This window comes from Vibrio sp. 1557 (genome assembly GCF_033340175.1).
Taxonomy (GTDB): Bacteria; Pseudomonadota; Gammaproteobacteria; order Enterobacterales; family Vibrionaceae; genus Vibrio; species Vibrio alginolyticus.
Map to the genome: position 1 here is coordinate 15592 of NZ_JAWOVZ010000002.1, position 21791 is coordinate 37382.

Annotated in this window: 19 protein-coding genes, 1 tRNA gene and 1 riboswitch; of the genes, 9 read left to right on the forward strand and 11 right to left on the reverse strand. The window is 44.9% G+C overall.

The window, feature by feature from the left end:
* Positions 1 to 126: 126 nt before the first annotated feature.
* The 10 genes from gloA to R7070_RS03385 form a co-directional block, all read right to left on the reverse strand.
* Positions 127 to 543: a lactoylglutathione lyase gene (gene gloA, locus R7070_RS03340; RefSeq protein WP_017635317.1), complete on the reverse strand. Its 417-nt coding sequence runs from the start codon at positions 541 to 543 to the stop codon at positions 127 to 129.
* Positions 544 to 575: 32 nt separating this feature from the next.
* Complete coding sequence (gene nth / locus R7070_RS03345) at positions 576 to 1217, reverse strand: endonuclease III (RefSeq protein ID WP_005380743.1); 642 nt, start codon at positions 1215 to 1217, stop codon at positions 576 to 578.
* Between the two features lie 64 nt (positions 1218 to 1281).
* On the reverse strand, positions 1282 to 1974 hold the full coding sequence (locus R7070_RS03350) for an electron transport complex subunit E (RefSeq protein WP_005380745.1): 693 nt from the start codon (positions 1972 to 1974) through the stop codon (positions 1282 to 1284).
* Complete coding sequence (gene rsxG, locus R7070_RS03355; RefSeq protein ID WP_047103464.1) at positions 1974 to 2606, reverse strand: electron transport complex subunit RsxG; 633 nt, start codon at positions 2604 to 2606, stop codon at positions 1974 to 1976. Before rsxG ends, R7070_RS03350 begins: the two co-directional genes overlap by 1 nt.
* A 7-nt stretch (positions 2607 to 2613) precedes the next feature.
* A complete protein-coding gene (gene rsxD / locus R7070_RS03360) occupies positions 2614 to 3660 on the reverse strand; it encodes an electron transport complex subunit RsxD (protein ID WP_033907336.1) in 1047 nt (348 codons plus the stop codon).
* Positions 3660 to 6524 carry an electron transport complex subunit RsxC gene (gene rsxC / locus R7070_RS03365; protein ID WP_213917063.1) on the reverse strand — a complete coding sequence of 955 codons (2865 nt, stop codon included), beginning with the start codon at positions 6522 to 6524 and terminating at the stop codon, positions 3660 to 3662. The genes rsxD and rsxC overlap by 1 nt, the downstream gene beginning before the upstream one ends.
* 8 nt (positions 6525 to 6532) lie before the next feature.
* Positions 6533 to 7129 (reverse strand): electron transport complex subunit RsxB, encoded by a 597-nt coding sequence (gene rsxB / locus R7070_RS03370; RefSeq protein ID WP_005380760.1) that lies wholly within the window; start codon positions 7127 to 7129, stop codon positions 6533 to 6535.
* Positions 7130 to 7132: 3 nt separating this feature from the next.
* The gene (rsxA, locus tag R7070_RS03375; RefSeq protein ID WP_005380762.1) at positions 7133 to 7711 is read right to left on the reverse strand and encodes an electron transport complex subunit RsxA; all 579 of its coding nucleotides are present in this window, start codon (positions 7709 to 7711) and stop codon (positions 7133 to 7135) included.
* A 305-nt stretch (positions 7712 to 8016) separates the two neighbouring features.
* A complete protein-coding gene (gene pflB, locus R7070_RS03380; protein ID WP_318141093.1) occupies positions 8017 to 10314 on the reverse strand; it encodes a formate C-acetyltransferase in 2298 nt (765 codons plus the stop codon).
* 351 nt (positions 10315 to 10665) lie between these two features.
* A tRNA-Asn gene (locus tag R7070_RS03385) sits at positions 10666 to 10741 on the reverse strand.
* A 559-nt stretch (positions 10742 to 11300) separates the two neighbouring features.
* Between R7070_RS03385 and uvrB the strand changes: the two genes are divergently transcribed.
* The 3 genes from uvrB (at position 11301) to luxU (ending at position 15371) form a co-directional block, all read left to right on the forward strand.
* Positions 11301 to 13331: an excinuclease ABC subunit UvrB gene (gene uvrB / locus R7070_RS03390; protein WP_017636056.1), complete on the forward strand. Its 2031-nt coding sequence runs from the start codon at positions 11301 to 11303 to the stop codon at positions 13329 to 13331.
* Between the two features lie 292 nt (positions 13332 to 13623).
* Positions 13624 to 15030, forward strand: coding sequence for a quorum-sensing sigma-54 dependent transcriptional regulator LuxO (gene luxO / locus R7070_RS03395; RefSeq protein WP_005380768.1), 1407 nt, complete (start codon positions 13624 to 13626; stop codon positions 15028 to 15030).
* A complete protein-coding gene (gene luxU, locus R7070_RS03400) occupies positions 15027 to 15371 on the forward strand; it encodes a quorum-sensing phosphorelay protein LuxU (protein ID WP_017636054.1) in 345 nt (114 codons plus the stop codon). Before luxO ends, luxU begins: the two co-directional genes overlap by 4 nt.
* 137 nt (positions 15372 to 15508) lie before the next feature.
* Here the strand turns inward: luxU and R7070_RS03405 are convergent, their stop codons facing one another.
* Positions 15509 to 16405: a YvcK family protein gene (locus R7070_RS03405; protein WP_005388931.1), complete on the reverse strand. Its 897-nt coding sequence runs from the start codon at positions 16403 to 16405 to the stop codon at positions 15509 to 15511.
* A gap of 175 nt (positions 16406 to 16580) precedes the next feature.
* A riboswitch (molybdenum cofactor riboswitch) is annotated at positions 16581 to 16715 on the forward strand.
* On the opposite strand from R7070_RS03405, the gene moaA reads away from it, so the two are divergent.
* From moaA to R7070_RS03435, 6 genes are all read left to right on the forward strand, one after another.
* The gene (gene moaA / locus R7070_RS03410) at positions 16704 to 17693 is read left to right on the forward strand and encodes a GTP 3',8-cyclase MoaA (RefSeq protein ID WP_017636052.1); all 990 of its coding nucleotides are present in this window, start codon (positions 16704 to 16706) and stop codon (positions 17691 to 17693) included. It overlaps the preceding riboswitch by 12 nt.
* A 101-nt stretch (positions 17694 to 17794) precedes the next feature.
* A complete protein-coding gene (gene moaB, locus R7070_RS03415; protein ID WP_005388935.1) occupies positions 17795 to 18307 on the forward strand; it encodes a molybdenum cofactor biosynthesis protein B in 513 nt (170 codons plus the stop codon).
* A 26-nt stretch (positions 18308 to 18333) separates the two neighbouring features.
* Entirely contained in the window at positions 18334 to 18813 is a 480-nt protein-coding gene (gene moaC / locus R7070_RS03420; RefSeq protein ID WP_053304226.1) for a cyclic pyranopterin monophosphate synthase MoaC, read from the forward strand.
* The gene (moaD, locus tag R7070_RS03425) at positions 18810 to 19067 is read left to right on the forward strand and encodes a molybdopterin synthase sulfur carrier subunit (RefSeq protein ID WP_017636051.1); all 258 of its coding nucleotides are present in this window, start codon (positions 18810 to 18812) and stop codon (positions 19065 to 19067) included. Before moaC ends, moaD begins: the two co-directional genes overlap by 4 nt.
* Before the next feature lies 1 nt (position 19068).
* Positions 19069 to 19524, forward strand: a complete 456-nt coding sequence (gene moaE, locus R7070_RS03430; RefSeq protein ID WP_318141094.1) for a molybdopterin synthase catalytic subunit MoaE — start codon at positions 19069 to 19071, stop codon at positions 19522 to 19524.
* A gap of 531 nt (positions 19525 to 20055) precedes the next feature.
* Positions 20056 to 21732 (forward strand): ABC transporter substrate-binding protein, encoded by a 1677-nt coding sequence (locus tag R7070_RS03435; RefSeq protein ID WP_017633862.1) that lies wholly within the window; start codon positions 20056 to 20058, stop codon positions 21730 to 21732.
* Positions 21733 to 21791 lie beyond the last annotated feature (59 nt).

Here is a 21791-nt window from a genome sequence, read left to right on the forward strand (position 1 = left end):
TGCGGATAAATCTAAACGATAACTATTATCAAGTAAAGGGTTTTGTTTATAAAAGGACAGGCAGATCGCAGACCTGCCTGTAATCGGAGTTCAACTTGCAGTACAAGTGATTATTAGAAGTGCCGCTTAGCCTTCAAGACCTGATGAAGCTTGCTTGTTTTGAATAAGCTCAATCATATAACCATCTGGGTCTTTTACGAATGCAATGTGCGTGCTTCCGCCTTTTACTGGACCTGGCTCACGCGTCACATTACCGCCCGCCGCTTTGATAGCGTCGCAAGTTGTGTAGATATCATCAACACCAATGGCGATATGACCAAAAGCAGTACCTAGGTCATACTCAGTTTTACCCCAGTTGTAAGTCAGTTCGATCACTGCACCTTGGGATTCGTCACCATAACCAAGAAACGCTAGCGTGTATTCGTACTCTTTATTTTCGTTAGTACGAAGCAGCTGCATGCCCATAACTTCAGTGTAAAACTTGATGGATTTGTCTAGATCACCTACGCGAAGCATAGTGTGGAGAATTCGACCGTTTGACATTTTTTGCTCCTAGCTTTGATTTACAAATAGCATTAGCTATCTGGGTATACTTTCTCTTTATATTCGCACAAATCTTCGATAATACAGCTACCGCAGCGAGGCTTTCTTGCTACGCACGTATAACGACCATGAAGAATGAGCCAGTGGTGCACATCGAGTTTGAACTCTTTTGGCACAACTTTTAATAGCTTCTGCTCGACATCATCAACCGTTTTTCCCATCGCAAATTTAGTGCGATTCGACACGCGATAAATGTGCGTATCGACGGCAATAGTTGGCCAACCAAAAGCGGTGTTGAGCACGACGTTTGCGGTCTTGCGACCTACGCCTGGTAGCGCTTCTAACGCGGCACGATCTTCAGGAACTTCACCATTGTGTTTTTCCAACAAGATCTTACAAGTCTTGATTGTGTTTTCTGCCTTTGAGTTAAACAAACCGATGGTCTTTATGTATTCTTTTAAGCCATCGACTCCCAAATCAAGAATGCTTTGAGGTGTATTCGCTACAGGGAAAAGCTTGTCGGTGGCTTTATTGACGCTTACATCGGTTGCTTGAGCTGATAGTAATACAGCGATTAGCAGCTCAAAAGGGGAGCTCCAGTTAAGCTCAGTTTGAGGATTCGGATTGTTTTCTCGTAATCGCTCAAGAATTTCGATTCTTTTTATTTTGTTCATTGCTGACTTCCAATACCGTCTCTGCGGTTTATGAAAAAGGCTCCTATGACAGAGCCTTATCTTGTTATGCGTTAGTGACGCGAGCACGTTCTATGGTTGGTTTTTCTTCTTTTGGTTGACGTGCCTGAATTGAATTATCTATGACATTTTTGAGCGCTATCAACAGCCCAACACCGATAAATGCACCAGGTGGGAGAAGCGCTAACAGGAAGCTATTGTCAAATTGGAAAACTTGAATCCGTAGAGCTGAAGCCCAGTCTCCTAGGAGAAGGTCTGCTCCGTCGAATAGTGTGCCATTACCAATCAATTCGCGCATGGCACCTAAAACAACCAAGACGCTCGTCATACCAAGGCCCATCCACAAACCATCTAGCGCAGCGGGTGCAACATCATTTTTTGACGCGTAAGCTTCTGCTCGGCCAATAATAATGCAGTTCGTTACAATCAGAGGAATAAAGATACCTAGAGACAGGTACAAACCGTACGCATAGGCATTCATTAACAACTGAACGCAGGTAACGAGTGAGGCAATGATCATAACGAATACAGGTATACGGATCTCTTTTGGCACATAGTTACGAATAAGAGAAACTGTTACGTTGGATCCAACTAGCACGAGTAAGGTTGCAATACCAAGACCTAATGCATTGGTTATCGTGGAAGAAACCGCTAGCAGTGGACATAAGCCCAGCAGTTGTACGAGAGCGGGGTTGTTACTCCACATACCGTTTTTCATCAGTAATTTATTCTCATTCATTACTGCTCTCCTTCACAGCCTAACGGCTGGTTAAGAATGTCTTCACGAGATTGGTTTACGTAGTTAACGGTATTTCGCACCACTTTTACGACGGCTCTTGGCGTGATCGTTGCACCAGTAAATTGATCGAAATCGCCGCCATCTTTACGAACTTTCCACGAATTCCAATTGTTTTCCGTGACTTGTTTTCCTGTAAAGCTCAGGATCCAGTCGGTGACACGAAGATCGATTTTATCGCCCAGACCAGGGGTTTCTTGGTGGTTTAGGACGCGTGTCCCCAAAATATTGCCCTGATTATCAATCCCAGTAATCACTTTTATCTCACCATTGTAGCCATCTGGCGCGATAGATTCTATTGCGATTGCTGTTGGTTCACCATTCTTCGTGGCGAGGTAGGCTGGCATCGCACGTAATGTCCCCAGATCTGGAGACGTGACCATTGTACAAGCTTGCGTGAGTGCGTTGTCATGCATGTTTTCTGGAATGACTTGATTCAAAACAGAAAGTAATTGTTTTTGCTCTTGTACCTTGATTTGGTCTTTTGTTAGGTACTGAGTAAGGGCGACTAATCCGGTTGTTGCACATGCAAATATCGCGAGTGTCAGACCATTTTTTCTAATAGCGGTTAACATGTTTACCTCAGTGACCGTAAGTTCTAGGTTTGGTGTAGTAATCGATCAGTGGCACACACATATTTGCAAGCAACACTGCAAATGCAACACCATCTGGGAAACCGCCCCAACTGCGAATGATAAAAACCAAAGCACCAATAAGCGCACCGAAGATTAAACGTCCTTTGACGGTGGTAGACGCCGAAACGGGATCGGTTGCAATAAAGAATGCGCCAAGCATGGTTGCACCAGATAACAAGTGTAAAATTGGCGACGCAGTTTCCCCTGGCGTCAGCAACGTGAACACTAGGCTAAACAGAGTCAGACTCGCAAGGAAACCTGCTGGAATATACCATTGGATGATACGCTTTTTGATCATGACTATGCCGCCAAGAAGGTAAGCAAGGTTTACCCATTGCCAACCAATACCACCTAAGCCATCAAATATCGGCTGCGACATTACTTCGCTTGGAGTGGCACCTGTAAGAATGCCAGTCTTAAATGCATCAAGTGGTGTCGCCATTGTCACACCGTCAACACCTGAGCGAACTTGCTGAAGTGATAAGCCGTCGTAATCATAGCCCGTAAAAATTAAAGAGAGTGTATCTGCAAAATTTACATGATCAGGTATGAGTGATGTCGGTGCACTCCAACTCGTCATTTGTACTGGGAAAGAGATCAACAAGACCACATAAGCGACCATTGCAGGGTTGAATAAGTTTTGTCCAAGGCCACCATAGAGGTGTTTAGCGATTACTATCGCAAAAATAAGCCCGATCACCATAATCCACCACGGAGACCATGGTGGTATAGCAACGGCTAACAACCAAGCGGTAACTATTGCACTGTTATCACGTAGCGCTCTCATTGGTGAGCGTTTACGACAGATCATGACTAAGGCTTCAAGGGATACAGCGACTGCAATGGCAAAAATCAGCTGAATCAGCGTACCCCAGCCAAAGAAGTAGGTTTGAGCTACTAAACCTGGAAGTGCGCAAAGTGCCACCCATTTCATTAAGTCTGGCGTATTACGACGACTGTGGGTATGCGGTGAACTGGCAATAAAAAACGACACTACTCGTTCTCCTCAGTATTATTTTTATTAGCTTCTTGTTGCGCTTTGCGTGCCTTCGCGCGCGCAATTGCTGCGGCAACCGCGGCTTTCTTCGGATCCACTTCTGGTTCTTCGGAGGTTGCTTCTTCAACAGGCTCTGTTTGCGTTTCTTGCTTCGCTTTGCGCGCTTTGGCTCGAGCGATGGCAGCTGCCACGGCGGCTTTTTTCGGATCTTCGGTTTGCTCGGCAGGTGCTTCAGCTGCTTCCGCTTCAGTTGAGTCTGCTTGTTTCGCTTTACGAGCCTTCGCGCGCGCAATTGCTGCGGCAACCGCGGCTTTCTTCGGATCCACTTCTGGTTCTTCAGAAGTTGCGTCTTCAACAGGCTCAGTTTGCGTTTCTTGCTTCGCTTTACGTGCTTTGGCACGTGCAATGGCAGCTGCCACGGCGGCTTTTTTCGGATCGTCGGTTTGCTCGGCAGGTGCTTCAGCTTCTTCCGCTTCAGCTGAGTCTGCTTGCTTCGCTTTGCGCGCTTTGGCTCGAGCAATTGCAGCGGCAACTGCGGCTTTTTTCGGATCGTCGGTTTGCTCGGCAGGTGCGTCAGCTTCTTCCGCTTCAGTTGAGTCTGCTTGCTTCGCTTTTCGCGCTTTGGCACGTGCAATCGCAGCAGCCACGGCGGCTTTTTTCGGATCGTCGGTTTGCTCAGTAGGTGCTTCAGCTTCTTCCGCTTCAGTTGAGTCTGCTTGCTTCGCTTTACGTGCTTTGGCACGTGCAATCGCAGCAGCCACGGCGGCTTTTTTCGGATCTTCGGTTTGCTCGGCAGGTGCGTCAGCTTCTTCCGCTTCGGTTGAGTCTGCTTGCTTAGCTTTGCGCGCTTTGGCTCGAGCAATTGCAGCGGCAACTGCGGCTTTTTTCGGATCGTCGGTTTGCTCATCAGGTGCGTCAGCTTCTTCCGCTTCAGTTGAGTCTGCTTGCTTCGCTTTACGTGCTTTGGCACGTGCAATGGCAGCAGCAACCGCGGCTTTCTTCGGATCGCTGTCTTGCAGTGCAGACGTTTCCGATTCTACAGATTCAGTTGAATCTTCTTGTTGTGCTTTTTTCGCTTTAGCTCGGGCGATGGCGGCCGCAACTGCCGACTTTTTATCATCAGCGTTATTGTCTGGCGTTTCGCCTTGTTCTTTTTGCGCTTTCCGTTCGCGAGCAAGACGTTTGCGCTCTTCGCGCAGTTTTGCCATTTCTGAGTTATCAGGTTCACTATAGCCTGCTTTAGCTGCTGCCGCTTGTTTCGCCTTCGCTTTGGCAATGGCTGCCGCTACGGCTGGTTTTACTGCTGGCTCTGTTTTTTCTGTGGTTTCTGTCTTTTGAGCTTTCACTCGTGCGATTGCTGCTGCTATCGCATCATCGCCGCCAGAAGACTTCATCTCTTTACGGCGCTGATCGGCAGCTTTCTTGAAGCGATTTTCACGTTCTGCTTTTTCGCGTTCCATACGCGCTTTTTTCTCTTCAAAACGCACTTTTGCTCGCTCTGCAGCTTCCGCTTCTTGTGTTCTAGTTCTAATTTCTGCTTTCGCTTGGCGGTAGTACTGTACGAGCGGAATTTCACTTGGACATACAAACGCACAAGCGCCGCACTCGATACAATCCTTTAAGTTTAATTCTTCGAGTTTGTCATACTCTTCAGCTTTTGCATGCCATTGCAGTTGTTGAGGCAGCAGCGAAGCAGGGCACGCTTCTGCACATTGGCTACAGCGAATACATTCCATCTCATACTGGTGCGGAGAGATCTCACGACGAGTCGGAGCAAGGATACAGTTTGCTGTCTTGGTAATCGGCACTTGGGAGTGAGGAAGGGTAAAGCCCATCATTGGCCCACCCATAATTAAACGCTGTAACTTCTTATCTGCTTTATAGCCAAACTCATCCAACAGTGCTTGTACTGGTGTCCCTAACAATGCCCAAACGTTGCGTGGTTGTTTGAAGGTTTTACCAGTGAGAGTCACGATGCGCTTTATCATCGGTTCACCGTCGATGACTGCGCGTTTTATAGCGTAAAGAGAACCAACATTCTGAACCAAAATACCAATATCGGCTGGAATCGCGCCACTTGGTACTTCTTTATTGGTTAAAATTTTGATCAGCTGTTTTTCACCGCCAGAAGGGTATTTAGTCGGGATAACGCGAATAACGATATCTTTGTTTATAGCCGCAGCTTCTAGCGCTTTGATTGCTTCTGGCTTGTTGTCTTCAATGCCAATAATCGTGAGCTTTGGTGTCAGGATATGTTCGACAATTTCGATACCTTGAATAAGCTCTTCGGCATGTTCTTGCATGAGCTTGTCATCAGACGTGATGTATGGCTCGCACTCTGCTGCATTAACGATAAGAATCTCGGTACGAGCAAAACCTGATTGGATTTTTTTTGCAGTAGGGAAGCCTGCGCCACCCATACCAGAAATACCAGCGAGACGAATAATATCAATCAGTGCGTCAGGGGTTTCTTGTTGGTAATCTGCGACGGGGTTTCTTTCACACCATGCATCTTTCCCATCAGGCGTGATGACTGCGCACAACTCACTTAACCCAGAAGGGTGCGCGACAGTTCGTGGCTCAATCGCGGTGAGCGTACCTGATGTTGGAGCATGCACTGGAACCGTAAAGCCGGTCTCCGATTGCGTTAATGGCTGACCTTTTAATACGTAGTCACCTTCGGCAACCAGTAGGTTACCCGCTTTACCAATGTGCTGTTTTAGCGGCAATACAATTTCTGACGGGATAGCCGCATGAGCGAGTTCAGTTTTGTTGGACTGCTTTTTATTTTCTGCCGGATGCACACCACCTGGGAAATCCCAAAGCGCGCCTGTACGAATTTGTTCAATCAAAGACAACATGTGAAACCTTACTTAATTGAATCTTTCACGTTCGCTGCATTGTCGGCAGCATCCGTAATGTTAAGTACTGGAATGGAGTGAAGTTGCCACTTCCAGCTTTCTGTGGTCGTTGCCACAGGAATCATTTCAATACAATCAGTCGGACATGGGGCAACACACAAGTCACAGCCCGTACATTCGTCTTTGATTACGGTATGGACCGCCTTTGTTCCGCCTACAATTGCATCCACCGGACACGCCTGAATACACTTAGTGCAGCCAATACACATGTCTTCATGAATAAACGCAACGGTTGGAATTTTGCTGTCGAGATCGTGCGCAGATTCTTCTGGCTCAACACCCATTAAGTCGGCGAGCTTTTCGATTGTTGCCTGGCCTCCAGGGGGACATTTGTTGATGTGGTCGCCATTTGCAATTGCTTCAGCATAAGGACGGCAACCAGGGTAGCCACATTGACCGCATTGAGTTTGCGGTAAAATGGCGTCGATTTGATCCACAATAGGGTCCGCTTCAACTTTAAAGCGAATAGAAGCAAAACCAAGTATCGCGCCGAAAATCGCAGCCAGAACCGCTAACGCGATAATCGCAATTAAAATCGTACTCATCGCTTACTTCACCAAACCTGTAAAGCCCATAAAGGCGAGTGACATTAAACCTGCTGTAATCATTGCTATTGATGCACCTTTAAAAGGTACAGGAACGTCGGCGGCGGCTATGCGCTCTCGCATGGATGCAAAAAGTATCAACACCAATGAGAAACCAACAGCGGCGCCGAAGCCGTAGATGATCGATTCAATAAAGTTATGGTTTTCATTAATGTTAAGAAGTGCCACGCCCAATACTGCGCAGTTTGTTGTGATCAGCGGTAAGAAAATGCCAAGCAAGCGATAAAGCGTCGGGCTGGTTTTGTGCACAACCATTTCGGTGAACTGCACCACAACGGCTATCACCAAAATAAAACTCATGGTTCGAAGGTACTCAATACCTAGTGGACGAAGGATGTAGCTTTCCACTAAATACGCACACACTGACGCGAGCGTTAGCACAAAAGTTGTCGCTAAGCCCATACCTATTGCTGTTTCCAGTTTTTTGGACACACCCATGAAAGGACATAGGCCCAAAAACTTCACCAGTACAAAGTTGTTCACCAGCACAGTGCCGACCAACAACAAAACATATTCGGTCATAGTTATTACGTTCTTAAAATCCGATCTTGATATTATCGTGTTTTGTGACACCAATAACAACCAGTGAACGATGTGGTTTTACATACACGATGGAAAAATAGTCGTCTATTTGATCTATTTTGATGAATCAATAAGAAATTGAATCGTTTGCTGAATGTATTGTTAGCGAGAGGATACTACCTATTAATTTTCATCTAATGTGTGATTTTAAAAAAAGCCCGCCTCTCCCAGGTAGAAAAGAGAGGCGGGCAATGTATATTTACAAGCTAATTATTTAAACTTTCTGAGTGCTTGATGGACTGTGTTTATATCTTACTCGTGAAGGTACGAGTGATGACGTCTTGCTGTTGCTCTGTCGTTAGAGAGTTAAAACGTACCGCATAACCAGACACTCGAATCGTCAACTGAGGGTATTTCTCTGGATGTTCAACCGCATCCAATAACATCTCTCGGTCTAGAACGTTGACGTTAAGGTGTTGACCACCTTCAATCGCAATGCCCTCGTTGCTTGCTTCGTGATGGAAGTAACCATCCATTAGCGCAGCTAGGTTCTTCTTCTGACTCAAGTCATCTTTACCCAATGCGTTAGGCACAATTGAGAAAGTGTAAGAAATACCATCTTTAGCGTAAGCGAACGGTAATTTAGAAACCGATGCCAGAGACGCAACCGCCCCTTTTTCATCACGACCGTGCATTGGGTTTGCACCCGGTCCAAAAGGCATACCTGCGCGACGGCCATCTGGTGTATTACCCGTTTTTTTACCGTAAACCACGTTAGATGTGATTGTTAAAATCGATTGAGTTGGCACTGCTTCGCGGTAGGTGTGCATCTTCTGAATTTTCTTCATGAAGCGCTCAACTAGATCACAAGCGATGTCATCAACACGGGCATCGTTGTTACCAAATTTTGGATAATCACCTTCGATTTTAAAATCAACGGCGATGCCATCTTCATCACGAACGGGTTTCACGGTTGCGTATTTAATTGCTGCTAAAGAGTCTGCAACAACAGACAGACCTGCAATACCACACGCCATCGTGCGGTGCACGTCGCGATCCATCAATGCCATCAGTGATGCTTCGTAGCGGTAACGGTCATGCGAATAATGGATGATGTTCAACGCTGTGACGTATTGCGTTGCTAGCCACTCCAACATATTGTCGAAACGAGGCATCAAAGCGTCAAAGTCGAGAATTTCATCTTGAACTTTGTCCACTACCGGACCCACTTGCGCTTTCGATTTTTCATCGATACCACCATTGATGGTGTAAAGCAGTGCTTTTGCAAGGTTGGCACGTGCACCAAAGAATTGCATGTGCTGACCAACAACCTGCGGGCTCACACAACAGGCAATCGCGTAGTCGTCATTGTCGAAATCAGGACGCATTAGATCGTCGTTTTCGTATTGAACCGAAGAGGTATCAATCGACACTTTTGCAGCATATTGTTTGAACGCTTCAGGCAATTGCTCTGACCAAAGAATCGTCATATTTGGTTCAGGAGCAGGGCCCATAGTATGTAGCGTATGTAAGTATCGGAATGTCGTTTTAGATACTAGTGTACGGCCATCAACACCCATACCTGCCATGGCTTCGGTTGCCCAGATTGGGTCGCCAGAAAACAATGAATCGTATTCTGGTGTGCGTAGGAAGCGAACCATGCGTAGCTTCATGATGAAGTGGTCAATCATTTCTTGCGCTTGTGATTCATCAATCAAATCGTTTGCGATATCGCGCTCTAGATAGACGTCTAGGAAAGTCGAAGTACGGCCCAGTGACATTGCTGCGCCGTTTTGCGATTTAACCGCCGCTAGGTAGCCAAAGTAGGTAAATTGGATCGCTTCTTGTGCTGTTTTTGCAGGTAGCGACATATCAATGCCGTATTTCAGACCCATTTGACGAATGTCTTCAAGTGCTTGAACTTGATCGGCTATTTCTTCGCGAAGACGAAGTGTTTTCTCAAGATCGTTGCCTTGTTCTAAGAACGTTTGTGTTGAATTGTATTGTTCTTTTTTGTCTGCTTTTAAGAAGTCGATACCGTATAGGGCGAGACGGCGATAGTCACCAATGATACGACCACGGCCATAAGCATCAGGAAGGCCCGTGATGATGCCGGATTTACGACAGGCTAGAATTTCTTTGGTGTAAAGGTCGAAACACGCTTTGTTGTGAGTTTTACGGTATTCAGTGAAGATTTTTTCAACCGTTGGATCCAATTCGCGGCCATAAACTTCGCACGAGTTTTTTACCATGCGAATCCCGCCATTGGCGATGATTGCACGTTTTAGCGGTTGATCAGTTTGTAAGCCAACGATCTTTTCCAGATCTTTGTTGATGTAGCCTGCATCGTGGGAAGTGATTGTTGAGGGCAAGTCTGTGTCAAAATCAATAGGGGCGTGTGTGCGGCTTTCTTGTTTTATGCCTTCAAGCACTTGGTTCCATAATGCTGAAGTGGATTTGCTAACCTCGGCTAAGAAAGACTCGTCTCCCTCATAGGGTGTATAGTTTTTTTGGATGAAGTCACGAGTGTTGACAGAGTTTTGCCATTCACCAGCAGTAAATCCAGCCCATGCATCTAGCATGTCAGTTGTCGGAATAGTCATAAGTAAATCCCTAAGTTATTGATAATTAGAATGGAGGCGACGAGTAGGACGGAACCATTCTTAACCCTTTTAATCGTATGGATTTATTTGGTATGAGTAAAATGAATGCTTTTCATTTTTTCAATGATTAAATTGCATTAATAATAGATTCAATTGGTTATGATTGTTTTTTGCTAGAAAAGAGACAGAATTAAATGTGTGGTACTGTGAGAACACTATCTATGACAATGTTATGAGTTCTGTAATTTGAACTTATTTCGGTGTGATTTTATGACGCCTAGATTGGCTTAGATTTCATGGCGATTAAGATACAAAAAAAGCCGTGTCTTGCGACACGGCTTTTCTATAATCTGGCTCCTCCTGCTGGGCTCGAACCAGCGACCTGCGGATTAACAGTCCGTCGCTCTACCAACTGAGCTAAGGAGGAATTGCTTTGCTTGAAAGCGGGACGAATCTTACCGAGCACTCAAACTACTGTCAACAGTAAAAAAATACATTTTTAGAAAAAAATATTGAGTTAAGGGCTTTACTTTTCTGTATGGCTTGCCAGTAAAGGCTCGAGGTTAGTTATCCACTAAATTTGTGGATAAGTATGTTGATGAGATCTGGGTAAAGAAAATTGATATGCAACTAAGTTTTTATTTAATGAATCTTTAGTCAGAGTTATGCGTAAAATAAGCAAATAAAACAGAGGTTTATCGATGTTAATCAAAAGGTATTCAAAGTGGATAAAAATCAATCTTTTGGGGATAAGAAAGTTTTAAGCTAATTTTTGGGGAAAAGTTGTGGAAACTATAATGTGAAGAATGTGTGTAGCTCTTCAACTAGGGCGAAGTACTATATCAGAGTCACTTTTGTATGGCTATAGCATTCTAGACAAACAAGAAAATTTATTAACAATGATGGTTAAATTCTCGATAGACGTAGATTTCATTAGCTAAGGTGTATATATATACAGCCAAAGCGCAGTAAAATTGAGGAAGGGTATGAGTAAAGTCTATGAATTGGTCTCCGATTATCAGCCGTCGGGCGATCAACCAGGAGCGATCAATCAGTTGCTTGAGGGGCTCGATGCTGGGCTAGCACATCAAACCTTGTTGGGGGTCACAGGCTCAGGTAAAACCTTCACACTAGCGAATGTGATTGCTCAAGCCCAACGACCTGCAATATTACTTGCGCCAAACAAAACGCTTGCTGCTCAGTTATATGGTGAGATGAAGTCATTCTTTCCTAATAATGCGGTTGAGTATTTTGTTTCTTACTACGATTACTACCAACCTGAAGCGTACGTTCCGACCACGGATACCTTTATAGAGAAAGACGCTTCAGTTAACGCGCATATAGAACAAATGCGTTTGTCTGCTACAAAAGCACTACTAGAACGTAAAGATGCCATTATTGTTGCATCGGTATCGGCTATCTATGGCTTGGGTGATCCTGAATCGTATCTACAAATGATGCTGCACCTACGTCGCGGTGATGTGATTGACCAGCGCGATATGCTACGCCGTCTTGCAGAGCTGCAATACTCACGCAATGACGTTGCATTTGAGCGTGGCCAATTCCGTGTTCGAGGTGAAGTGATTGACATCTTCCCAGCCGAATCAGACCAAGACGCTGTGCGCGTTGAGATGTTTGACGATGAGGTGGATTGCATCAGTGTGTTCGATCCATTGACAGGCGTGGTGAAACAACGAGACTTGCCGCGCTATACCATCTATCCCAAGACGCACTATGTCACGCCAAGAGATCGCATTCTTGAAGCGATTGAAAATATTAAAGTCGAACTAGAAGTGCGCAAAAAGCAGCTTCTAGATAACAACAAGCTACTGGAAGAGCAGCGAATTAGCCAGCGCACTCAATTCGATATCGAAATGATGAATGAGTTGGGCTTTTGCTCCGGTATCGAAAACTATTCTCGTTATCTCAGTGGACGCTCGGAAGGTGAGCCGCCACCAACCCTGTTTGACTACTTACCTCATGATGGCTTGTTGATCATCGATGAATCTCACGTGACAGTACCGCAGATAGGTGCCATGTATAAAGGCGACCGTTCGCGTAAAGAAACGCTGGTGGAGTTTGGTTTCCGGTTACCTTCAGCTTTGGATAATCGTCCACTGAAGTTTGAGGAGTTTGAAGCACTAGCGCCACAAACGATTTTCGTCTCTGCTACGCCCGGAAATTACGAACTAGAAAAATCGGCGGGTGATGTGGCGGATCAAGTCGTTCGTCCTACAGGCTTGCTTGACCCTGAGTTGGAAGTTCGCCCAGTGGCGACCCAAGTCGACGACCTATTGTCTGAGATCCGTATTCGCGCTGCTAAAGATGAACGAGTTCTGGTTACAACACTGACCAAACGAATGGCTGAAGATCTCACCGAATACCTTCACGAACATGATGTTAAGGTACGTTATTTACACTCAGACATTGATACTGTTGAGCGTGTGGAAATTATCCGTGACCTTCGTCTTGGGGAATTTGACGTGCTGGTGGGAATAAACTTATTGAGAGAGGGCCTGGATATGCCAGAGGTCTCGTTAGTTGCAATTTTGGATGCGGATAAAGAGGGCTTCTTGCGGTCTGAACGCTCACTCATTCAGACCATTGGTCGTGCTGCACGAAACATCGAAGGTAAGGCGATTTTATACGCTGACCGAATCACCAACTCAATGAAAAAGGCGATGGATGAAACTAACCGTCGTCGCGAGAAGCAGGAAGCGTACAACGAAGAAATGGGTATTTCGCCACAAGCGCTCAAACGAAATATCAAAGACATCATGGAACTTGGCGATATCACTAAGTCTAAACGCCAGCGTAACACTAAACAGGTACCATTATCGAAAGTGGCGGAGCCTTCGCAAACTTACGAGGCACTGTCCCCTCAGCAGCTAGAAAAAGAAATCAGTCGACTGGAGGCAGCGATGTATCAGCATGCGCAAGATTTAGAATTTGAGTTAGCGGCACAAAAGCGTGACGAGATTGAAAAACTACGAGCGCAGTTCATCGCAAATAGTTGAACAAACTTACCGATTTAACTATCCAAGCATTTTAGGTCGCTTGTAAAAAAAAAGAAGCCAATAGGCAGTCGGGTCTATTGGCTTGTTTTGTGAACATATCGTTCACTAACAACGTCAGTTGGCTAGGTGACCCGAGGGGTCACTATCGTTACAGCATGGTTTGTGCCACTTTTTAAATAATTGATATTATTTTTGAATTTTTTCCTTTGCCCATAATTTAGCTAATGTTATTTGCAAAATGCAAAGCGTAATGCGATTATTGTTTAAAACACAACAAAATAATAGCTAGGTTATGCAACAAAAACCCGAAGGCCCAAAGTCTCGTTACCTTTTAATGGTCGAGGACACCGCATCTGTTGCGGCTCTGTACCGCTCATACCTGACACCGCTTGGCATAGATATCAATATTGTCGGCACAGGTAGGGATGCCATTGAGAGCCTAAATCATCGAATTCCAGATCTTATTTTACTCGATCTCCGTCTGCCAGATATGACGGGGATGGACGTTTTACATGCCGTTAAAAAGAGTCATCCCGACGTACCTATAATTTTTATGACCGCTCACGGTTCTATCGATACCGCTGTCGAGGCCATGCGTCATGGCTCACAAGACTTTCTAATTAAACCGTGTGAAGCGGACCGTTTACGTGTCACGGTTAACAATGCAATTCGTAAAGCGACCAAGCTAAAAAATGAAGCCGATAATCCAGGCAATCAGAGCTATCAGGGGTTTATCGGCAGTAGCCAAACCATGCAGCAGGTTTACCGTACGATAGATTCAGCGGCGAGCAGTAAAGCGAGTATTTTTATCACAGGTGAAAGTGGTACTGGTAAAGAGGTATGTGCCGAGGCTATTCACGCAGCAAGTAAACGTGGTGACAAACCTTTTATTGCAATTAACTGTGCTGCAATTCCAAAAGATTTGATTGAGAGTGAACTGTTTGGTCACGTAAAAGGGGCCTTTACTGGCGCTGCGAATGATCGTCAAGGGGCAGCTGAGTTAGCGGATGGCGGCACACTTTTTCTAGATGAGCTTTGTGAGATGGACTTGGATTTACAAACCAAGTTGCTACGATTTATTCAAACGGGCACATTCCAAAAAGTGGGTTCCTCAAAAATGAAGAGCGTGGATGTGCGCTTTGTTTGTGCCACTAACCGTGATCCCTGGAAAGAGGTACAAGAAGGTCGATTCCGTGAAGATTTGTACTATCGTTTGTATGTCATTCCTTTGCATTTACCGCCTTTACGCGAACGAGGCGAAGATGTTATTGAAATTGCATACTCACTGCTAGGTTACATGTCACACGAAGAAGGAAAAAGCTTCATACGTTTTGCGCCTGATGTCATCGAGCGATTCAACAGCTATGAGTGGCCGGGTAACGTTCGTCAGTTACAAAACGTGCTACGCAATATCGTTGTTCTAAACAACGGTAAAGAGATTACGTTGGACATGTTACCGCCACCGTTGAATCAACCGCTTGACCGTCCGTCGTCTGTGGCTAAATTAATTGAGCCGAAAGCGATGACCGCATCTGAGATTATGCCATTATGGATGACGGAAAAAATGGCAATCGAGCAAGCGATTGAAGCATGTGATGGCAATATTCCTCGAGCGGCGGGATACCTTGATGTCAGTCCGTCGACGATTTACCGCAAGTTACAGGCATGGAACGGCAAGGAAGAGCGGCAAAAAGTATGAGTGTAAATGTATTAAATCAGCAAAAAATAGATGAACTGTCGATGGAAATTGGCAGTGACAACGTACCTGTACTGTTCGATATCTTCCTAGGAGAAATGGATACCTATATCGAGAACTTATCCCAACTGCAGGGGGCAGAGCGATTAGCTTACTCAAAAGAAATCAGCCACGCGTTGAAAAGTAGTGCTGCGAGCTTTGGGGCAGATCGCCTTTGTGAACTGGCTATGTCCATAGACAAAAAAGCGAAAGCCGGTGAGTTGACTGCGGAGTCTGAGGAGTTAGAGGCTATGTTCGATCTTTTGCACGAAACTCGAGATGCTTATCGCTCTTGGCGACAGTAGCTATTTTTTCTATTAACAATTTTTTCTTAGTAAACATCTGTTTTTACTGGATGCCTGAACTAAAACCCTTCGATGACAGAAGGGTTTTCATTATCAATAAACACCTTAAAAGAGGGCGCTAGCCAGGTAACGTGCTCTTAAATAGAAAGTTGTAGCTGATTTTCAATCGCTAGTTTGAGCTTGTTTCTATCGTGACGCCAGTCTCGGTTAGAGGAGGCGAGTGACTCCGTCACTACATTCCATTGACTTAAGACGTCTTGCTCGGTTTTCTCTGCTAGAACCACGTCTATTTTTCTTCCTTGACAGGCACGTTCACACCATTCTAATTTTTGAGCCATCGTCATTCGTCCCGCTGGGCCGTATTCTGGACTCAGGTTAGCAACAAAAATGACTTTTGCTTTTGTGTTTGCTGCAATCGCTTTGCCGAGTTCAGGCAGCAATAAAGGAGGCATGATACTAGTTAAAAAACTGCCAGGGCCAAGAATAATCGCGTCAGCTTCCGCCAAAGCTGTGATGGCTTCTTTGGTAGCAGGCACTTCTGGTGAAAGATCCAAACGTCGCAAGTCTGCTTTCATTTCGTCGACATTTGTTTCTCCCGTAACCCACTTCCCATCTACGGATAACGCGGAAAGATCCGAAGGGTGTTCGGACATAGGAAGGATGTTAACGTCGACTTTTAACATATTGCGAATCAGATTAATGGCATCTAAAGGTCTGACCGATAAGTTATCGAGTGCAGTAAGCATCAAGTTACCAAGATTATGACCATCAAGTTCGCCAGTGCCTTTGAAGCGATATTCAAACATCATAGAACTGATCGAAGGCTCTGTAATGAGCTGATTAATACAGTTACGTGTGTCTCCCCAAGCGATTCCTCCTTGGCAGTGACGAATTCTTCCTGTTGAACCACCATTGTCAGTCGTGGCAACAATCCCAGTTGCATTGCTGCCAAAATCTCGTAATGCGGCCAGCATTCGACCTAAGCCATGACCACCGCCAACAGCGACCACTTTTTTATCTGTGTAGATATTCATTATGTTCTTCTAATAATCTAATAAAAAACGGCTACAATTTATCTTAAGGAGTGTCTTAAAGGTACTCACTTAGCGGTAAATTGTGTCTCTAGAGAGTTTTTTATCACTCAAGTCTGGATTCCATTACAAATATTAAGTATTTTACACCGCAAAGCTATCAGAGATTTCATATCTCTGGTTGCCATAACTCCGAGCTCACTATTGCTAAGTCCTTGGATAAGCGTTTTGAGCCAGTGGCATACTGTCACAAGGGCATGATTGGAAATGGCCATGCCTCCCGTGTTTGGAAAGGTGTTCCGTGGCGCAACAATTCGAAGACAAATTTCATCGTAAGTTTTATTACTTGCGTCTGTCTGTGACCGACGTATGTAATTTCAAATGTACCTATTGCCTTCCTGATGGCTATAAGCCTTCGGGCAATAAAAACTCGTCTTTTTTATCTCTCCCTGAAATCAAACGGGTCGTAAAAGCATTCGCTGATTGTGGCACGTCAAAAGTGCGCATCACTGGTGGTGAGCCTAGCTTACGCAAAGATTTTACCGACATTATCCATTCAGTAGCGGCGACGCCTGGCATTCAAAAAGTTGCAACGACAACCAATGGCTATCGCATGGCAAAACAAGTCGCAGATTGGCGTGAAGCGGGTTTAACCCACATTAATGTCAGTGTGGATAGCCTTGACCCGCGTATGTTTCATCAAATCACAGGTGAAAATAAGTTTACTGAAGTCATGAATGGTATCGAACGTGCGTTCGAGGTCGGTTATGAGCAAGTAAAAGTTAATGTGGTGTTGATGAAAGATCTGAACCATCACGAGCTGCCAGCGTTTCTTAACTGGATAAAAGATCGTCCAATCCAACTGCGTTTCATTGAGTTGATGCAAACGGGTGAGATGGATGAGCTATTTAATAAGCACCATGTATCCGGAGTGGCAATTCGTAACCAGCTAATTGCAAATGGTTGGTTGCTGAAAGTGCGCTCGCATAATGATGGTCCTGCGCAAGTATTTGTTCATCCTGATTACAAGGGTGAAATAGGTCTTATCATGCCTTATGAAAAAGACTTTTGTGAAAGCTGCAACCGACTGCGCGTTTCTGCGATGGGTAAGCTGCACCTATGTCTGTTTGGAGACCACGGTGTAGAATTGCGTGATCTTTTGGAACGTGATGAGCAAGAGAGTGAGCTTATTGAACGTATCCAGGCGCAGTTACAAACCAAGTCGGTAAGCCATTTCTTGCATGATGGCAATACTGGTATGACGCCACACCTCGCGTCTATCGGCGGCTAACTTCATTCAATTTTTAGAGCGAGTTCACTGATAAGCTGGCTCTAACTTTTTCCGAATCGATACCAAGCGTATCAAAGCTAATTAAGAGAATAGGTGAACAAATGGGTCACGCTGAAAGCAAATTCCAACCTGCAAATATTGCCGTTCTAACGGTATCTGACACTCGTACTGAAGAAAACGATACCTCTGGTCGTTACCTTGCTGAACATGCTCAAGAAGCGGGTCACAACGTAGTAGACAAGCAAATTGTTATTGATGATATGTACAAGATCCGCGCGATTGTTTCTCAATGGATTGCTGATGAAAGCGTACAAGCGATCATGATTACTGGCGGTACAGGTTTCACCTCACGTGATAGCACGCCAGAAGCACTTAAGCCTCTATTTGATAAAGAAGTTGAAGGTTTTGGTGAGTTGTTCCGTATGGTGTCGTACGAAGAGATCGGTACGTCAACTATTCAGTCTCGTGCGATTGCAGGTTTTGCTAACCACACCGTGATCTTCGCAATGCCAGGTTCAACTGGTGCGTGCCGCACAGGCTGGACAAAAATTATTAAACAGCAGTTGGATGCAAGTCATCGCCCTTGTAACTTCATGCCACACCTATCTGTATAACCTTTCCTAAAAGCGAAGGAAAAACAATGACCCAATTTACACATATCAATGCTTCTGGCGAAGCAAACATGGTTGACGTGTCAGCAAAAACGGAGACGGTTCGTGAAGCTCGTGCTGAAGCATTTGTTCACATGGCCCCAGAAACACTTCAACTGATTGTCTCTGGCCAGCACCACAAAGGTGATGTATTTGCGACGGCTCGTATTGCTGGTATTCAAGCTGCGAAGAAAACCTGGGATTTGGTTCCACTTTGTCATCCGCTACTACTCTCTAAAGTTGAAGTTCAACTGGAAGCTATCGAAGCAGAAAACAAAGTTCGCATCGAATCAGTATGTAAACTTGCGGGTAAAACTGGTGTGGAAATGGAAGCGCTCACGGCAGCTTCCGTTGCTGCTCTAACGATTTACGATATGTGTAAAGCAGTACAAAAAGACATGGTCATTGGTCAAGTTCGTCTATTAGAGAAAACGGGTGGTAAATCTGGTCACTTTAAGGTGGAATCATGATTAAAGTACTTTTCTTTGCTCAAACTCGCGAGCTGATTGGCATCGACAGTGTTGAGTTAGACGGGCCGTTTGAAACGGTTGAATCAATTCGTGCACATCTAGTGGAAGAAGGCACTGAGAAAGATGGCAAGTGGGATTTAGCACTCGAGCCAGGAAAGCTACTTGCTGCAGTGAACCAATCTATCGTCCCTCTGGATACACAAGTAAAAGCAGGTGACGAAGTTGCGTTTTTCCCGCCGGTAACTGGGGGTTAAGATGGATTCTCGTGTTTCTGTACAAATTGAAGACTTTTCGGTTGAGCAAGAATATCAACGTCTATCTGAAGGGACGGCTGCCGGCGCTGTCGTTACATTCGTTGGTAAAGTTCGAGATATGAACCTTGGGGATAATGTCATTGGTTTACATCTAGAGCACTATCCGGGGATGACAGAGACGAGCTTGAGCTACATTTGCGATCAAGCTGAGTCTCGCTGGCCACTATTAGGTGTACGCGTGATTCATCGTGTCGGAGACATGGATAGCGGTGACCAAATTGTATTTGTGGGCGTCTCCAGTGCGCACCGCGGCGCGGCATTTGATGCGTGCGAGTTCATCATGGATTATCTGAAAACCCAAGCTCCATTTTGGAAAAAAGAGCGTACGACGAATGAAGATCGTTGGGTTGAGTCGCGCGACACCGATCATCAAGCTGCACAGCGTTGGGAAAAATAGAACTAACCCGCATTCTAGTGAAAAAAGCTAAGTGCTAATGGTACTTAGCTTTTTTTGTATTTATCTTCATTGTATTGCTCACTTTGTTTCAATATTTCCTATCTTTTGTCTGGTGATATTCTTCACAATAAAAGTTTTTTGCCCAATATATAAACAATTATTTGTTAGACTTGATTTGTCATAAATGTTAAATGATGTGTAAATATCTAGCATAAGATGCTAGTAAATGGTTTAAACTCAGATTAATCGAAAGTTTCGCCTGTTAAATGTCGCTTCTGGTCTTTATTTGGCTGGTGAATGCTTTGGGGTTGGAGTTTACTGCTAGATATGTGTGGTTTAGTCAGCATTATTGGTTTTTTTGCTACATTTTTATGGCAAATTACTTCAATGATTGCTAATGTGTGCCGCAGTCTTTGTAAGGTTTTAGACTTTTGTGCTCAGAAAGTGCACTAAAAAAATCTAAAACTCTGACCGTTCCAGGCCCTTACAAAGAAGTCATGGATGCTAACGAAAAAATTTGGAGTTTTACGCATGTATAAGAATAAAATCACGCGCGCTTTATTTATTGGTGCTGGTCTTTCTCTCGCTCTAGCTGGTTGTGGTGAAAAGCCTGCGGAGAAACAAGCTGCTGAGCCTGCTCCGGCTCCAGCCCCTGAAGCTAAATCTGATTCTAAAGAGCCAAAACTTGCTGCTGTTCAAGAATTGGTGCGTGGTAACGGTACAGAAGTTGCGACAATAGACCCTCATAAATCTCAAGGTGTTCCAGAATCCCACGTGATTCGCGATCTTCTTGAAGGCCTTGTAAACCAAGATGCGGACGGTAACACTATCCCTGGTGTTGCAGAATCTTGGGAAACTGAAGACAACAAAACATACACTTTCCACTTACGTGAAGACGCAAAATGGTCAAACGGTGATCCTGTCACTGCAGGTGATTTCGTTTACAGCTTCCAACGCGCAGTCGATCCAGCAACCGCCTCTCCATATGCTTGGTACATGGAATACACCAAGATGAAGAACGCAAAAGACATTGTTGCGGGTAAAAAAGATAAGAGCGAGTTAGGTGTTAAAGCGGTTGACGATCACACGTTAGTGGTTGAGTTAGATACTGCAGTACCATATTTTGTAATGATGATGGGCCACACGACAGTGAAACCTGTTCATCAAGCAACTGTTGAAAAGTTCGGCGATCAATGGACGAAGCCAGAGAACTTTGTAGGTAACGGTGCTTATGTTGTTGACAACTGGGTTGTAAACGAGCGTTTGGTTCTAAAACGTAACGAACAGTACTGGGACAACGAAAACACGACGCTTGACCAAGTTACTTTCCTACCAATCGAGAACCAAGTAGCGGAAATGAACCGCTTCCTAGCGGGTGAAATCGACTTCACGAACGAGCTGCCTACAGAGCACTTCAAGCGTCTGAAGAAAGAGCACCCACAAGAAGTGTCTGTAACCGGTAACTTATGTACTTACTACTACATCTTCAATACGAAGAAAAAGCCGTTTGATGATGTTCGTGTGCGTAAAGCGATTTCTTATGCGATTGACCGTAACATTGTGACCGATGCGATTTTAGGTCAAGGTCAAAAGCCAGCTTACTTCCTAACACCTGAAATTACGGCAGGTTTCAACCCAGAAATTCCTGCATACGGCAAAATGACGCAAGAAGAGCGTAACGCAGAAGCTGCGCGTCTATTGGAAGAAGCGGGTTACGGCGCAGACAACCCTCTTGAATTTAACCTTCTATACAATACATCAGAGAACCACAAGAAACTTGCGGTTGCACTGGGTTCAATGTGGAAGAAGACACTTGGTCTAGACGTTACGCTAGAAAACCAAGAGTGGAAAACTTACCTATCTACCAAAGATTCTGGCAACTTTGAGGTTGCTCGTGCAGGTTGGTGTGGCGACTACAACGAAGCTTCATCTTTCCTAACGCTGATGATGAGTAATAACACTACTGGTGGTATTCACTACGACAGCAAAGAGTACGATGCGATCATGAACAAAGCATTTGCTTCAACTTCTGACGAAGAGCGTCAAGCGCTTTACCTAGAAGCAGAGAAGTTGATGGCAAAAGATATGCCAATCGCACCTATCTACCAGTACGTGAAATCACGTCTACTATCACCGAAAGTTGGTGGCTTCCCAGTAAATAACGCGGAAGACAAGATTTACTCTAAAGATCTCTACATCACAGAGTAATTCGTAACTCGATAGAACTATAAAAATGAGGCTCTACATGTGAGAAATTGCATGTAGCG

Excerpts from the sequence above, each read along its gene's own strand:
- gloA (WP_017635317.1), bottom strand. The coding sequence starts at position 543 with ATGTCAAACGGTCGAATTCTCCACACTATGCTTCGCGTAGGTGATCTA.
- nth (WP_005380743.1), bottom strand. The coding sequence starts at position 1,217 with ATGAACAAAATAAAAAGAATCGAAATTCTTGAGCGATTACGAGAAAAC.
- R7070_RS03350 (WP_005380745.1), bottom strand. The coding sequence starts at position 1,974 with ATGAATGAGAATAAATTACTGATGAAAAACGGTATGTGGAGTAACAAC.
- rsxG (WP_047103464.1), bottom strand. The coding sequence starts at position 2,606 with ATGTTAACCGCTATTAGAAAAAATGGTCTGACACTCGCGATATTTGCA.
- rsxC (WP_213917063.1), bottom strand. The coding sequence starts at position 6,524 with ATGTTGTCTTTGATTGAACAAATTCGTACAGGCGCGCTTTGGGATTTC.
- rsxB (WP_005380760.1), bottom strand. The coding sequence starts at position 7,129 with ATGAGTACGATTTTAATTGCGATTATCGCGTTAGCGGTTCTGGCTGCG.
- rsxA (WP_005380762.1), bottom strand. The coding sequence starts at position 7,711 with ATGACCGAATATGTTTTGTTGTTGGTCGGCACTGTGCTGGTGAACAAC.
- pflB (WP_318141093.1), bottom strand. The coding sequence starts at position 10,314 with ATGACTATTCCGACAACTGACATGCTAGATGCATGGGCTGGATTTACT.
- uvrB (WP_017636056.1), top strand. The coding sequence starts at position 11,301 with ATGAGTAAAGTCTATGAATTGGTCTCCGATTATCAGCCGTCGGGCGAT.
- luxO (WP_005380768.1), top strand. The coding sequence starts at position 13,624 with ATGCAACAAAAACCCGAAGGCCCAAAGTCTCGTTACCTTTTAATGGTC.
- luxU (WP_017636054.1), top strand. The coding sequence starts at position 15,027 with ATGAGTGTAAATGTATTAAATCAGCAAAAAATAGATGAACTGTCGATG.
- R7070_RS03405 (WP_005388931.1), bottom strand. The coding sequence starts at position 16,405 with ATGAATATCTACACAGATAAAAAAGTGGTCGCTGTTGGCGGTGGTCAT.
- moaB (WP_005388935.1), top strand. The coding sequence starts at position 17,795 with ATGGGTCACGCTGAAAGCAAATTCCAACCTGCAAATATTGCCGTTCTA.
- moaC (WP_053304226.1), top strand. The coding sequence starts at position 18,334 with ATGACCCAATTTACACATATCAATGCTTCTGGCGAAGCAAACATGGTT.
- moaD (WP_017636051.1), top strand. The coding sequence starts at position 18,810 with ATGATTAAAGTACTTTTCTTTGCTCAAACTCGCGAGCTGATTGGCATC.
- moaE (WP_318141094.1), top strand. The coding sequence starts at position 19,069 with ATGGATTCTCGTGTTTCTGTACAAATTGAAGACTTTTCGGTTGAGCAA.
- R7070_RS03435 (WP_017633862.1), top strand. The coding sequence starts at position 20,056 with ATGTATAAGAATAAAATCACGCGCGCTTTATTTATTGGTGCTGGTCTT.